Genomic DNA, 12,351 nt, shown 5'->3' with positions numbered 1-12,351 from the left:
TCGTGCCAGCCCGTTGTGCATAAGCCGTCAATCAAAACGACATAACCGCCGAAATTCACCGGTCCGAAGCGAATAATTGCGGCGCATCGCCAGCCTTGCTATACAAGTCCACAGCGTGCCGCCAGCGCGTCTCCAAACAAGAACAATCAGACCGACAGGAAGCGCCCGTGACGTTCATTTCTTATGCGCAAAATTTTGAAGACGTCCGCTTGTGGCGCGCGCTTAAACAGTTCGAGCACGGTTTCTACATCGACGTCGGCGCCAACGACCCCAGCCACGACTCTGTCACCAGAGCCTTCTACGACCACGGCTGGCACGGCGTTAATGTCGAGCCGATGCAAAACTACTACGACGCGCTCTGCCAACAACGCCCGCGCGACGCCACCGTCCAATGCATCGCCAGCGACCAACCCGGCGAAACGACCTTCTACGGCATTCCCGGCACAGGCCTCTCCACCGCCGACCCCGCCGTCGCCCAGCAACGCAAAGACCTCGGCATGAACGTGCAGAGCCTCACGGTCAAGGCTCGCACGCTGACCTCGATCTGCGAACAATACGCCGCCGACCGCCCGATCCATTTCCTCAAAATCGACGTGGAAGGCCACGAAGAAACCGTTCTGCGTGGCATGGACTTCAGTCGCTTCCGCCCTTGGGTCATCGTCGTCGAAACCCCATGGCTGCGCGATCACACGTGGGAACACCTGATCACCGACGCAGGCTATCAATCGATCCTGTTCGACGGCCTCAACACCTGGTTCCTCGCCGACGAACACCACAACCTCAAACCCGCGTTCGACATCCCGCCGTGCAACCTCGACAACTTCCAATTATGCAAAGGCCACGCCTTCGCTCACCCGATCAGCGCCAGCGAAGTCGACACCGCCCAACAACTGGCCAACGCTCTGCAACGCGCCGAACAGGCCGAAGCGCAACTGGCGCCCCTGCAAAACAGCCGCACATTGAAGGCGCTGCAAACGCTGCGAAATGTGCTGCGCAGGGCTTGATTTGCAAAGATGCAAAAATAGTCAGAATTCAGGGGTTTACAGAAATTATCCAGTCGCTATAATCGTCGCCCACACGCCGGTATAGCTCAGTTGGTAGAGCAACTGACTTGTAATCAGTAGGTCCCGGGTTCGACTCCTGGTGCCGGCACCATACAAAACGAAGCCTCTGCAGAAATGCAGGGGCTTCGTTGTTTTCTGTAGCAGAAGTCTGCCCAAAGGTTTTAAGTGGTATCAAGCAGGATGCAGATCCCGCAAAACTTCCGGATGCTGGCGGGCGACCCTAAGGAGAGTTTGAGCCGCACCCGTCGGCTGCCGGCGACCCTGCTCCCAATCCTGCAAAGTCCGCAGACTCACACCGATCAGTTTGGCAAACGCACTTTGAGAAACACCCACTTTGGCACGCGCTTCTGCTGCCGCAGAGAGCGGCACTTGAGTCACGCGCGCAGCCTTTCCAGCCTTCATCTGACGTACAGATTCCAGCAAGTCCTGCTGGAATTGCTCCAGTTCATCGACCATCGCTGATTTCCTCCTTCAGTTGCTTAAGGAAGGCTAAGGGCAAATCGTCAAACTTTGCCTTGGTTTAGGCAATGAGTAACCAGATCGAGCCTTCAGAAAGCGTGTTGTAATAAATGACACGTGTACCGCCTCGCTTACCTATGCCGGTGCAAGTCCACCGCACCTTGCGCAAACCTCCACTGCCAGGCACGACATCACCAGCCAGAGGATTTGCAGCAAGCCAATTTATGAATTCATGGCGCTCACCATCGACCCATATGGCGTCTGCATAGCGCTTGAACATTTCCGTTTCGATGATTGTATACATGAACCTGACTATACGGCTACGCCGTACAAACAAACCATAAACGTTTATAGGGACAGATCGACGAAATGCATGGCGCGAAGCCTTGTGAAATCTGTTGTAACGACAAGCCACTACTAGCCACCGTTGCTCATTCGCCCCTCGCAAAGCTACCGTTCAGTTCGTCGCTGCCAATTCAGCGACCGGGCCTGAGAACCCGCGTAAGATACAGGCGCACCAGCGCCCAAAATCACGATTGCCGGCGCTTTTTTGTGCCCGCATCCACGTGTAATGGCGGCTGTGCGTGGGAGACCTTCGGGTCTGCCGGGTTCCTGTATCTCCGGTTTCTCAGCCTGCGCATAGCTGCCACCCTTTCGCCTGAGAACGAAAATGGCGGCTCTCATTTGATACAGGGAGTTCACAAATGAATGCCATTGATCCATCAGCAATTCACAGAGCTGCAGAAACGGTCACCTCACGACACTTCCTTACGGCAGGTGAAGCGAAATGACCGACTACCTCCATTTGAAAACCCCAGGCCTCACGCACTTTTCCTTCCAGGCCAATCAAGCGCTGTTCCGCACCAATCGTGGCGTTCCAGTGATCGCCGCTCTCTCGCACGCCTCACATTTACTTCACATTTCCAAGCTACTGACCGCAGATTCCACAGTCTCGCGCGATCCTGATCTTCACGCTTATGCCTCGCAGTATTTGCAGGAATTGAGCAAGGCGCTGATCGATGATGTGGTGAAAGTGATGGATGCGCCGCCGGACAAGCCGTTGATGTAAACGCCGGTTTCAGGCCCTCGCCGATGCGAGGGCTTTTTGCGTTTCAGACCTGACTGATCTCAAGCACGAACGAAATCTTCTGCTGACTCGCACTCCACACATAGCGCAAATGCTTGCCCTGCTTCGGAATGGATACCGCTGGAGGTCTAAACGCGGCGACACATTCGTGGCCCGGCAAGCGAACGCTGTTGTAGAGAAGCCCCCACGACTCGGTTTCGCGCAGTTGACGGGCGAATAGCTGAGACGGCCCGTAAGCCTCCGGATCCGGATTGTGCAGCTCGGGGTGAACGTGGCGAATATCGTGTAGCGGTTTAACCACCCGATTGACGTAAGTCCGCATGGTCAACTCGAGATCCGCTTCCCGAGTCGCCGCAAGAAATCGCTCCTGGTGATAACAGGTCTCGGCGATGGCCGCAGCCTGACTGCTCGCAGCGTAGTAAACGCCGAAGGTGCCGTCACAGAAACGACTGCGTTTGCCAATATGAGTAAACGCAGCCATCACCGGAGTCGAGCCGGGGCCAGAGAGTCGGTCTTCGGGTCGCACTCGGGCAAGTACCCCGGCCTGCTCGATCAGACGATCATTGGTCAGCGCTTCAATTGCGTAGGCAACTTCCAGATCTTCGGGATCGAGCACGTCTTCGAACAACGCAATCGGCGGGAAGCTGCTGTTGACGATCCGATAGGCTCGCGTCCACGCCACATCAACCAAATCGGGCGCCTTCAACCGCGTACCCCATCGAGATAGCGACGCACATCGGCGATGTCGATCACTCTCCCCGCCAGCATGTAATCCAATGCAGTTTGCCCGTTGAACGGCGCCGCTGTGTTTGGACTGCTAACCCACGTATAGGCGCGCTCACGGTTATTGCTGAAGATGATGCTCAACGCCTTGTGAATGCCCATCAGGTAGGAGATGCGCTCAAGGGTGTCGTTAGGCAGACGTATGTTCGGCAGGTGTTTGTATTTGTAGAACGTGGTGTTACCAACGCCGCCGAGTAATGTGCGTTGCTGCTCTGCGCTGCAGCCCCAACGCTCCATAAGGTTGAAGAAGAACTTCAGCGCAACGCGGCCGGCTTCGGGGGCGTCGAGTTGTTCGCGTGGAGTGAGGGCTGGGGATGAGGTAGTCATTGAGCCTCTCCAGATTTGTCTTGCTTTGATACTAGTACATATACGAATAAGCCGATAAAAAAGCTCCGTAAGCGTATTACTGGTTACCACATTCGCCATTGATTGGGATTCGGATATGACCGGATTTGAGCATTTCGTCGACCGAATCGAACCGCTGCCGAATAGTTCGTGCTTCCAACATGGCTTGGGCAGTCTTGTCCGTAGGAATTCGTGCAATGGACGGTTGCTCTTGAATTTCAATAACGTGATGAAGCCTGTTGCCAACTTGGCACTCCATATCGGCCGCTTCTTTTGATGCAATCACTTCGCTTACCTCACACAGATCTGTAGCCACATAGGCATGATGCCTCCCCACTGCTACTTCATCTGCTTTGACGGGTCGCCGCTATCAGCTCGGTCGCAAGTTCGCCTAAGACGCATCCACGTATTTCGCAGGCCAAAACCACTAACGTTGTCAGCCGTTTCCCCGTGAAAAATCGCCGCTACGCACCAAAACCAAGCACTTTTTTTGACCCCCATCACCCCCACGTCACTAAAAACCCCGATCCTGTGTCAGCCTCCAGCCATCGGCGGGGGCATCAATTCGCTACTAAACCCGCGACAACTATGCTCAGGTACAGGAATATAGCCAGCATATGGCGCCTGACCGGCAGTCTCGTAAACAACAATACCCAGCCCACTTCAGAGGGCATTACCCATGGATAGCAGAACCTTACGCAACCTCATGCGCATCGTGCAGACCGGCTCTTTGTCGGCCGCAGCCGAGCATTCGTGCCTGACCGTGCAGGCGCTGGCCGCGCAGTTGAACAAGGTCGAAGAGCAGTTCGGTTTCCGCTTGTTTCGACGTTCCAACAAAGGGCTGACGCTGACGCCGCTGGGCACTGAGCTGACGCCTTATATGGACAAAGTGCTGATTGCCACACGACAGATGGAAGAAAAGGTCGAGGCGCTGAAAGTGCCGGGGCAGCGGACGTTGAAGGTTGCGTTGAACAACACCTTATCAACTGACTTCAACCGGCGAATGATCGGGCGCCTGATCGAGGTGTTTCCCGATTATCAGATGGAGTTCAGCTACGCCGAGTCGATGGAAAACCTCAGCAAGCTGAAGAATGAAGACTTCGACCTGGCGGTGCTGATCGGTCCGCAGCGGCCGGGTTTGCCGAGCATTGTCTTGCCGGATGTGCAGGTGCAGGTGGTCGGTGCGCATTGCGGTCAGGAGAATGATCCGCTGACCTTGCTGGGCAACAAGTTCCAGGTACGTCCTGCAGAAGATTGTCCGTATTCCCACAGCTTTTTGCGTTTTCTCGACGCCGGGCTGGGCAATCACGAGAACGGTCAGCGCATGGTCTATTCGTGCAGCGAGACCCTGACGCTGTCGCTGATCACGCAGATGGACGCGGTCGGCATGGTTTCGCGTGAGGCCGCGCAAAAGAACGGCCTGACGATTTTCCCCGGGTTCGAGGATTTCCTCGAAGTGCGCCTGGCAGTGAACAATCCTGAATTGTCCAATCAGGCGTTGAGCGACGTCGTCGATCTGCCGTTACATGAACGAGCCGAGCGCAATGTACGCAGCCGTCCCAACCGCCACACTGAGAAAGAGGTTTTTGCTGAAATACGCACATAGCAACGTCGGAATCGCGGCATAGAATTCCGGGCGATCGAGCTGTATGTGCTGATCCTTGATCAATAAGGGTGTCAGGCTGATCGCAGCGACGATCGCCACCGGCAGGTATTCCAGCGCCCGCGCAATAAACGGCGGCCAGTGCTCGGTGTTGACTTGCAGGGGCAAGGCGCGTGGCAGGAAAGTCACGGCCATCATCAGCGCGACCACCAGAATCAGGAACGTTTGGTCAGGCATACACCCACTCCGCAGCCCACAAACGTGGCGATAAACACATTGAACGGCGAACTGCCGACCAGGCTCAGCGCGCCCATGCACAGCACGGCAGCAGCGGCGGCGATGAGTTTGTTGCGCGTATTGCACAGCGACACCAGCACGTAGAGCATCATTGCCGTCAGTGCGTAGTCGAGCTGATATTTGATCAGGTGCGCCGCGTACTGCGCGCAAACCGCGCCAAGCAAACCGCCGAGCACCCACGAGGTGTGGCAGAACAGATTGAAGCCGATCAGATAACGCACATTGACCGGCGCACCCGTGCCGAGTTTAACGCTGTGGAAAGCGAAGGATTCGTCCGTCAGGCCACCGGCGTAAGCCCAACGCTCCATGCGACTCAAGCCGAGTGCGCGCAGGGCCTTGGCCATGTACACCGACATCAGCATGTGCCGCGCGTTGATCAGGAACGTGGTCAGTACGATGGTGGTCAGCGACGCTCCACTTGAGATCAGCGCCAATGCGGCGAATTGCGAAGCGCCGGCATACACGAACAAACACATCGCCACCGGCAGCCACATCGGCAAGCCTGCGTTGACGGCCATCAGCCCGAACACGAATGACACCGTGAAGTAGCCGGCGACGACCGGGCTGGCTTCGGCAAACGTGCGCGATGGCTGATGGGCAGCCATCAGCGGCGCACTGCCGGACGTTTCATTCATAGATCCCTCTCAAATGTCCGTTCGCCATGAGGCTCGCAAAAACCCTGGGCAGTCCAGAATCGCTTGCCCGCGAGGTTAGCATCGTCAACGAACAGAAACATCCGCAACACACCGACACGCTTCATGTCGGAAGACGCCGCTTCAACCAGACGTTGACCGACGCCCTGGCTGCGATAGCGCGGGCTGACGGCCAGATGATTGATGGTGCCGCGACTGCCGAGCATGCCGCCGAGCACCGCGCCGACGATTTCGCCGGCGATGTCGAAGGCGAGATAGGCCGTGGTGGTTTTCTGGATCAGCACGCCGCGCAGGCACTTGGCGTCCTGCCATTCGCAGAAGGACACTTCGTCGAACTGGCGGAAGAAGCGCTCCATGCGCTGCGCATCCTTGGCCGTGGCGCGTCGCAGCACCACCGGCGTCGAGCATTCGACGCCATCGATTGGGGTGATCTGATTAGCGAACAATGTCGAAAGCGGTCCCGGGCCGCGAGAAGGAAATCGCCAGAATCTGCCGGTACGCCATCGCATGAGTGTGCGGGTTGCGGGCCGGGGTCACGTAGTGGCGCATATCGCGATCGAGGAAGTAGGTGGTGTCGAGAATTTCCTGGTAAGTGGTCGACGCCAGTTGATGCTCGTGGATGTCGTACAGACGACTCTCCGCACCCTCGACGTTATTGCGGCCCCAGAAGTGCACACCGCTGAACGGATAGCCGTCGCAGTGAATGCCTTCAGGGGTGATTTCCAGTTGTTTGCCGGGTTTGATCTCGATGCGGATCTGATGGATCTGGCACTGCCAGATTTCATCGTGCAGCTCTTCCGGCAGTACGCTTTTGTACACTTCGAAATCGGTGTCGATCAGGCTGCGCATCACCGGTGAAGTAATCACTTCGTCGGAGAAGTCCTGAAAGTGTCGCACGAGGCCGCCGACATAGGCGTTGTTCTCTTTCGACTGCACGTAGGCGCGATGTTCGAGTTGCTTGAGCTCGCGGGTTTTCGGGTTGTACTCAAAGTCGCTGTAACGACGGTAACGCATGCCGGCTTCGGCCTGACCGTAGTAACTGTCAGGCTCCATGTTTTCCCAACTTTTGGTCAGTCTGACGAAGTCGGCAAAATGACCGTAGAGATTGAAGTCACCACCCTGGACGTTGACATATTTGTCGCGCCGTAGCGATTCGCCCACTTCTCTGTTCAAAACGATCATTACCAAATTCTCCGCTGCGTTGAGCGGCCTAATCTATTAGGTGGAGAAATTGCGTCCATGAGAAAGAATTTCAGGCATTTAAAGCCCTGTTTGAAACGGCGTTTACAGCCACTTAAAAACAACTTTTACATGACAAAAACACAGGTTTTTTCCGGTTTTCATCGAAAAACCGTCGAAAAAAAACCCCGAACCAGTCGGGGTTTTTCTCATGTTTCTTACACTTGATCAGGCATCAGAAGATGTTGATCGGGTAGTCCACGAATACACGCAGTTCGTTACCGCTGACGTTGTACTCGCTGGATTTCTGCGAAACACGCAGGATCGAGCTGCGCAATTTCACGCTCAGGTCTTTGGCCGGGCCAGACTGCACGACGTATTTGAACTGGTTGAAGATCTCGCGCTCGGTGCCACCTTCGCTGGTGGAGGTGGTGATGTTGTCGCCACGCACGTAAGCGAAGTTGTAGCTCAGACCCGGTACGCCGAATGCGCCGAAATCCAGGCCATAGCCCAGCTGCCAGCTGCGTTCGTCTTCAGCGTTGAAGTCGGACCAGTAGGAGTTGGCCAGATAGATGGAGTTACCGCCGTCACCGACACGACCTTGATCTTTCTGGTAACCGCCGTAGGCGTAACCGAGGTTGCTGTCGCCGGTGGAACGCTGGTGCGCCACGGTGAACGAGTGCGGACCGGTAGCGAAGGTTGCGGCCAGGCTCCAGATCTTGTTGTCGTCGCCAGTTACCCCGTTTTCGCGGACATAAGAGTTGTCCAGCTTGGTGCGGTAACCGTTGAAGTCCAGGGTTAGCGACTGATCCTTGTTGAACGGCAACACGTAGTTGGCGTTCACGTATTGTTTCTTCAATACGTCTTCGACGTCGGACGCGTAGAGCGCGCCTTTGAAGTTTTCAGTGAACTGGTAGCTACCGCCCAACACGTTGATCGACTTCAGACCACCGCTGTCACGGCCTTCGTCGCTCTTGCGCGATTCGGCGGTGAAACGACCGGCGTTCAGTTCCAGGCCTTTGATCTCTTTAGAAGTGATCAGGGTACCGGTGTAGCTTTCCGGCAGCAGGCGCACATTGTCGTAGCTCAGCACTGGCAGGGCCGGCATCTGGTCGCCGTAGGTCAACACGGTGTTGGAGAAGCGGAACTTCACCGCGGCACCGCCCTTGGCTATGTCATGGTTCGCGCGACCGTCATTTTCCTGCTTGAAGAAATCGATACCACCGGCGCCGCTACGGCCCTTGCCGCCGTCCAGACGCAGTGCGTACAGACCGAAAGCGTCGACACCGACACCCACGGTGCCTTGGGTGAAGCCGGACGAGAACGTACCGATGGCCGCTTGGCCCCACTCGGCTTTGTCTTTGTTGCCGTCTTTGTAATCACGATTGATGTAGGCATTGCGCAGCAGCACTTTGAGGCTGCTGTCTTCAACAAAACCCTTGGACTCGGCCTGGTCGTTAGCCATGGCCTGAGTGGCGCTCAACATCCCCAGTGCGATCAGACTGATTCGCTTGTTCAACATTTTGTTTTCCTTATTACGGGTTGAAACGCGCTGTGTCGAACGGCGGAAACGGCGCTTTTGCACTCTTTTATTCACCCCGAAACAAAAAGGCCCGCCCACGATAACGTGATGGCGGGCCTGCTCCTTATTTTGAGTCATGGCGGTTGGCCACAGGCGTTGGGCCGAATCGTAGCCGCGCCCTGAACAATGTGTCAATTTCAAGAATCGTCTTTAAATAGGTAAAAATCGTCTAAGAAACGTAAATTTTGCGCTGACTCCTTGCTGGGAAATGCACACAGCCAGTGAATCCAGTGCGTATCAGGCGCAACCATCAATAGAACAGAATGCAGAAGATTTACCGCTTTCATCGAGGACGATTGCCTGTTGTAACCAATCGGCAAATGCCTGCGGCTTGCCCAGCCACGGACTAATGTCGATCAATTGGAATGTGCCATCCTGCTCCAGAGCCATGGTCGGAAAACCCTGGCCGCCCAATTGCGCCAAAAACTGGCGACTGGCTTTTACGTGCCTCTCGCTATCAACGGACTCAAACGCAATGTGGAAATCGTCCTGCGCATAGCCCATCTGCATCGCCAATTCCAACAGCACGGCTGAATCGGCAATGCGTCGCCCTTCCACATAGTGTGCGCTCTGCAACCGCCCCAACATGCGCAGACCGCCTCGGTCGATGGCTTCGGCCGCCATCACCGCAGCAATCGGTGGCGTCGAATCGAACACGGCCGATTGATCTCGCAGCAAACCGTCGAAATAGGCCTCGCCGAAAGGCTGGCCTGTGTACTCGGCAATGCGTCGGTCGTGGGGCATGACGTAATTGCGCAGTTGTGGCGAAACGCGCTGGCGATTGGCGCCACTCATCATTCCCCCGGCATGCGCGATCACTGGCAGCACTGCCTGCGCCGCTTCCACCAGCGGCTTGGCGCCGTAACACCAGCCGCATAACGGGTCGTAGACGTAATGAAGGATCATGGGAAAACTCCGGCAAAAAGTGAGGGAAATCGATGGCGGCAGATTAGTGCCCGCACTCTTGCGGAAAAACGCCAGAATGGCTTTCAGTCTGTTTCATGAATCGGTCAAATTGCCGTTCAGGCAGATTGTGTCGAAGGCGACACAAATTGAAACAATCAGATCAGGGAACTTATAAGGAATAATTAACGGAAGTAAATGCAAAGCATTACCATTTGCGCGATCGAATTCTTCCACCCTTTCGGATGCGCTGTTAAATGCCTGCCCCGTTCCGTCTTACGCCCGTCACCCTTGGGCTTTCTGTTTTTCTGTCCAGTGGTTTTGCCTACTCCGCGACCGAGTTACCCGCCACCGCGATCAGCGCCGAAGCGCAAGCCGATGACCCGCGCGTGAAGCTCAGCAACACCGCAACCCGCACCTCAACCCCGGTGCGCTACGTGCCGCAGGCGATCGATTCGATCAAGACCGCGAACGTCGCCAACTACGGCACCAATGATATCGGCGACGCGTTGAGCGGCATGCCCAACGTCAGCAGCAGCGCCGACACCCGTTTCGACAGCCTGCGCATTCGCGGTTTCGATGCCAGCAACGATTTCTATCTCGACGGCATTCGCGACGACAGCCAATACAAGCGCGACCTGCACAACATCGAACGCGTCGAAGTGCTCAAAGGCCCGGCCGCCGTGCTGTACGGTCGGGGCAGTCAGGGCGGGATCGTCAACCGCGTGAGCAAAATGCCCGAGTTCGGCCGTCGCTCGACCATCGAAGCCCAGGGTGGCAGCGAAGATTTGCGCAGTCTTTACGCCGACCTCAGCACCGATCCGAGCGAAAACATCAGCCTGCGCCTGAACATGGGCAACATGGATGAAAACAGCTTCCGTGATGGCGTCAGCGGCAATCGTCAGTTGTTCGCACCGTCGATGAGCTGGCAACTGACGCCGGACCTGAACTGGTTGGTGCAATACGAATACAGCCGCTACAACCGCACGCCAGATCGCGGCATTCCCGGCGTCAACGGGCGCCCGGCCGATGTCGGTCGTGACACCACCTACGGCAACGATCACGATTTCATTGACGACAAGTCTCAATCGCTGCGCTCCAAACTCAGCTACGAGATCAACGACAACTGGCAACTGCGCCAGACCCTCGGCGTGTTCAAGCTCGACAGTGATTTCGACAACACCTACCTCACCGGTTACACGCCGGCGACCAATAAGGTCACGCGCCAGCACTGGCAGCAGGATCTGACCACCCGCAACGTCTACAACAACCTCGAGCTGGAAGGCGGTTTCGATACCTTCGGCCTTGAACATCGCCTGCTCACCGGCATCGAGATCGGCAGCCAGCGCCGCGATCCGACACTGTACAACGCCGCTACCGGCAGAACGCCGGGCGCGCAGCCCGTGCCGTCGCTCGACCTCTACAACCCCAACCGCAATCTGCGCCACACCGGCAGCATGCAGGTCTCCAGCAGCAGCCACACCGAAGTCGAAAGCCGTGCGGTCTACGTGCAGGATCAACTGCGCCTGAACGACCAATGGCAAGTGCTCGCCGGTCTGCGCTACGACACCTTCGATATCGAGTCGACCAACAAGCTGCGTAACATCTCCGAAGACCGCGACAGCCACAGCACCAGCCCGCGTGTGGGCCTGGTCTGGACGCCGTTGCAGAACCACTCGTTCTACGCTTCGTGGTCGAAGACGTTTTCGCCCGTGGGTGGTGGCTTGATCGGCATCACCCCGGGTGCGGCCGGCAACACCAACGACCTCAGTCCTGAGCTGACCAAGCAGAAAGAAATCGGCGTGAAGAGCGACTGGTTCGATGACCGCTTGAGCACCACGCTGGCGATCTATGACCTGGAGCTCTACAACCGCCGCACCACCGATCCAAACGACCCGACCCTGACCGTCATGTCCGGTCTGCAACGATCGCGCGGGATCGAGTTGACCGCCACCGGTAACATCGTCGGCAACTGGTACATGCGCGGTGGCGTCGGTATGCAGGATGCGAAGATCGAGAAGGACAACAACGGCCTGGAAGGCAAACGCATCAACAACGTCGCCAAGCACAACGGCAGCCTGTTCCTGACCTGGAAACCGGAGATGGGCTGGTACGGTGAAACCGGTCTGACCCTGGTTGGCCAACGCTATGCCGATAACGCCAACACCACCGTGCTGCCGGGTTATGGTCGCTGGGATGCACTGGTCGGTTACCGCTTCAAGGATTGGGATTTGCGCACGGCGCTGAACAACATCACCGATCGTGAGTACTACGCATCGGCAACCAGCCAGTATCAGATTCAACCGGGTGCGCCGCGTAGCGTCGTGATGACCGGCACCTACAGCTTCTGATTTCACACAAATCCCTGTGGGAGCGAGCCTGCTCGCGAATGCGGT

Annotated in this window: 13 protein-coding genes, 1 tRNA gene and 1 pseudogene; 5 read left to right on the top strand and 10 right to left on the bottom strand. The window is 56.7% G+C overall.

The genetic code is table 11. From position 1 onward, the window contains the following. Positions 1–167: 167 nt before the first annotated feature. Together AC3IUF_RS01515 and AC3IUF_RS01510 are read left to right on the top strand one after the other, a co-directional pair. On the top strand, positions 168–1,004 hold the full coding sequence (locus tag AC3IUF_RS01515; protein ID WP_489280171.1) for an FkbM family methyltransferase: 837 nt from the start codon (positions 168–170) through the stop codon (positions 1,002–1,004). A gap of 75 nt (positions 1,005–1,079) precedes the next feature. Next, positions 1,080–1,155 (top strand) — tRNA-Thr (locus tag AC3IUF_RS01510). 80 nt (positions 1,156–1,235) lie between these two features. Here the strand turns inward: AC3IUF_RS01510 and AC3IUF_RS01505 are convergent. Both AC3IUF_RS01505 and AC3IUF_RS01500 read right to left on the bottom strand, forming a co-directional pair. Further along, entirely contained in the window at positions 1,236–1,520 is a 285-nt protein-coding gene (locus tag AC3IUF_RS01505; protein WP_007909144.1) for a helix-turn-helix domain-containing protein, read from the bottom strand. Further along, positions 1,510–1,827 (bottom strand): annotated as a pseudogene (locus AC3IUF_RS01500) (transcriptional regulator). Before AC3IUF_RS01500 ends, AC3IUF_RS01505 begins: the two are co-directional and overlap by 11 nt. Positions 1,828–2,310: 483 nt before the next feature. Here AC3IUF_RS01500 and AC3IUF_RS01495 point away from each other — a divergent pair. Beyond that, positions 2,311–2,592, top strand: coding sequence for a DUF3077 domain-containing protein (locus AC3IUF_RS01495; RefSeq protein ID WP_007909136.1), 282 nt, complete (start codon positions 2,311–2,313; stop codon positions 2,590–2,592). A 43-nt stretch (positions 2,593–2,635) separates the two neighbouring features. On the opposite strand, the gene AC3IUF_RS01490 is transcribed toward AC3IUF_RS01495, so the two are convergent. Both AC3IUF_RS01490 and AC3IUF_RS01485 read right to left on the bottom strand, forming a co-directional pair. Then, the gene (locus tag AC3IUF_RS01490) at positions 2,636–3,301 is read right to left on the bottom strand and encodes an RES family NAD+ phosphorylase (RefSeq protein WP_007909135.1); all 666 of its coding nucleotides are present in this window, start codon (positions 3,299–3,301) and stop codon (positions 2,636–2,638) included. Between the two features lie 11 nt (positions 3,302–3,312). After that, on the bottom strand, positions 3,313–3,720 hold the full coding sequence (locus AC3IUF_RS01485) for an MbcA/ParS/Xre antitoxin family protein (RefSeq protein WP_095113951.1): 408 nt from the start codon (positions 3,718–3,720) through the stop codon (positions 3,313–3,315). Positions 3,721–4,417: 697 nt separating this feature from the next. Here AC3IUF_RS01485 and AC3IUF_RS01480 point away from each other — a divergent pair. Next, the gene (locus AC3IUF_RS01480) at positions 4,418–5,344 is read left to right on the top strand and encodes a LysR family transcriptional regulator (RefSeq protein ID WP_489280169.1); all 927 of its coding nucleotides are present in this window, start codon (positions 4,418–4,420) and stop codon (positions 5,342–5,344) included. On the opposite strand, the gene AC3IUF_RS01475 is transcribed toward AC3IUF_RS01480, so the two are convergent. From AC3IUF_RS01475 to AC3IUF_RS01450, 6 genes are all read right to left on the bottom strand, one after another. Beyond that, positions 5,261–5,578, bottom strand: coding sequence for an AzlD domain-containing protein (locus AC3IUF_RS01475; protein ID WP_007909127.1), 318 nt, complete (start codon positions 5,576–5,578; stop codon positions 5,261–5,263). The two genes, AC3IUF_RS01480 and AC3IUF_RS01475, sit on opposite strands and share 84 nt — an antisense overlap. Further along, the gene (locus AC3IUF_RS01470; protein ID WP_007909125.1) at positions 5,557–6,273 is read right to left on the bottom strand and encodes an AzlC family ABC transporter permease; all 717 of its coding nucleotides are present in this window, start codon (positions 6,271–6,273) and stop codon (positions 5,557–5,559) included. The genes AC3IUF_RS01475 and AC3IUF_RS01470 overlap by 22 nt, the downstream gene beginning before the upstream one ends. Further along, entirely contained in the window at positions 6,270–6,647 is a 378-nt protein-coding gene (locus AC3IUF_RS01465) for a GNAT family N-acetyltransferase (protein ID WP_007909123.1), read from the bottom strand. Before AC3IUF_RS01465 ends, AC3IUF_RS01470 begins: the two co-directional genes overlap by 4 nt. Positions 6,648–6,726: 79 nt before the next feature. Further along, entirely contained in the window at positions 6,727–7,473 is a 747-nt protein-coding gene (locus AC3IUF_RS01460; RefSeq protein WP_007909122.1) for a 2OG-Fe dioxygenase family protein, read from the bottom strand. Positions 7,474–7,705: 232 nt separating this feature from the next. Then, positions 7,706–8,992, bottom strand: a complete 1,287-nt coding sequence (locus tag AC3IUF_RS01455; RefSeq protein WP_007909120.1) for an OprD family porin — start codon at positions 8,990–8,992, stop codon at positions 7,706–7,708. A 297-nt stretch (positions 8,993–9,289) separates the two neighbouring features. Continuing rightward, positions 9,290–9,958 (bottom strand): DsbA family protein, encoded by a 669-nt coding sequence (locus AC3IUF_RS01450; RefSeq protein ID WP_095113950.1) that lies wholly within the window; start codon positions 9,956–9,958, stop codon positions 9,290–9,292. Positions 9,959–10,212: 254 nt separating this feature from the next. Here AC3IUF_RS01450 and AC3IUF_RS01445 point away from each other — a divergent pair, with 254 nt between their 5' ends. After that, on the top strand, positions 10,213–12,306 hold the full coding sequence (locus AC3IUF_RS01445; RefSeq protein WP_489280166.1) for a TonB-dependent receptor: 2,094 nt from the start codon (positions 10,213–10,215) through the stop codon (positions 12,304–12,306). Positions 12,307–12,351: the final 45 nt, after the last annotated feature.

Source organism: Pseudomonas sp. KH_040, assembly GCF_057839305.1.
This window is presented reverse-complemented; position numbering and strand designations above follow the sequence as displayed.

Bases quoted from the DNA above. Each gene is read 5' to 3' on its own strand.
- AC3IUF_RS01505 (WP_007909144.1), bottom strand. From the start codon at position 1,520: ATGGTCGATGAACTGGAGCAATTCCAGCAGGACTTGCTGGAATCTGTA.
- AC3IUF_RS01495 (WP_007909136.1), top strand. From the start codon at position 2,311: ATGACCGACTACCTCCATTTGAAAACCCCAGGCCTCACGCACTTTTCC.
- AC3IUF_RS01485 (WP_095113951.1), bottom strand. From the start codon at position 3,720: ATGACTACCTCATCCCCAGCCCTCACTCCACGCGAACAACTCGACGCC.
- AC3IUF_RS01480 (WP_489280169.1), top strand. From the start codon at position 4,418: ATGGATAGCAGAACCTTACGCAACCTCATGCGCATCGTGCAGACCGGC.
- AC3IUF_RS01475 (WP_007909127.1), bottom strand. From the start codon at position 5,578: ATGCCTGACCAAACGTTCCTGATTCTGGTGGTCGCGCTGATGATGGCC.
- AC3IUF_RS01470 (WP_007909125.1), bottom strand. From the start codon at position 6,273: ATGAATGAAACGTCCGGCAGTGCGCCGCTGATGGCTGCCCATCAGCCA.
- AC3IUF_RS01465 (WP_007909123.1), bottom strand. From the start codon at position 6,647: ATGGAGCGCTTCTTCCGCCAGTTCGACGAAGTGTCCTTCTGCGAATGG.
- AC3IUF_RS01460 (WP_007909122.1), bottom strand. From the start codon at position 7,473: ATGATCGTTTTGAACAGAGAAGTGGGCGAATCGCTACGGCGCGACAAA.
- AC3IUF_RS01455 (WP_007909120.1), bottom strand. From the start codon at position 8,992: ATGTTGAACAAGCGAATCAGTCTGATCGCACTGGGGATGTTGAGCGCC.
- AC3IUF_RS01450 (WP_095113950.1), bottom strand. From the start codon at position 9,958: ATGATCCTTCATTACGTCTACGACCCGTTATGCGGCTGGTGTTACGGC.
- AC3IUF_RS01445 (WP_489280166.1), top strand. From the start codon at position 10,213: ATGCCTGCCCCGTTCCGTCTTACGCCCGTCACCCTTGGGCTTTCTGTT.